Source organism: Asticcacaulis sp. YBE204, assembly GCF_000495855.1.
GTDB lineage: Bacteria > Pseudomonadota > Alphaproteobacteria > Caulobacterales > Caulobacteraceae > Asticcacaulis.
In genome coordinates this window covers 1-717 of the sequence record NZ_AWGF01000042.1, presented here as the reverse complement: position 1 = coordinate 717, position 717 = coordinate 1, and the positions used below count along the sequence as shown (strand labels likewise).

Here is a 717-nt window from a genome sequence, read left to right as displayed (position 1 = left end):
CCGTTCAAAGGCCTCCGGACTGACGCCGCCGAGGTGACTGTGACGCCGGGCCCGGTTGTAGAACACTTCAATGTAATCGAAGATATCCGCCCGGGCCAGATCCCGGGTTTTGTATATTCTCTTCCTGATGCGTTCTTTTTTCAGTGAACTGAAGAACGATTCGGCCACTGCATTATCCCAACAGTTACCACGCCGGCTCATACTGGGTGCCAGGTTATTGGCCCGACAGAACCGTTGCCAGTCGTCGCTGCCATACTGGCAACCCTGGTCTGAGTGCACGATGACCTCGCTGTCCGGTTTACGTCGCCAGACCGCCATCATCAGCGCATCCAGTGCCAGTTCGCGTGAGAGGGTCGGCTTCATCGACCAGCCCACCACGTTACGGGCGAAGAGGTCGATAACCACCGCCAGATACAACCAGCCCTGCCAGGTGCGGATGTAAGTGATGTCGGTGACCCAGACCTGATTGGCCCGGACAACGGTAAACTGCCGCTGTACGCGATTAGGGGCAACCACCGAAGGTCGGCCGGCGATACGCCGTGGTGCTTTATAGCCCCGCACGGCTTTAATCCGGTTCAGTTGCATAAGACGGCCCACCCGGTTTTTGCCGCAGGTTTCCCCGATTTCGTTCAGATCGCTATGAACCCGCCGGTAACCGTATACGCCTCCGCTCAGTGAATATGAATCACGGATAAGCGTCAGCAGACGCTGGTTATC

The 717-nt window shown here is 57.3% G+C and carries 1 protein-coding gene; it reads right to left on the bottom strand.

The features are described from left to right. Positions 1-717 (bottom strand): IS3 family transposase (locus tag AEYBE204_RS39220; RefSeq protein WP_023464159.1); only part of this gene is annotated, 717 nt, incomplete at both ends.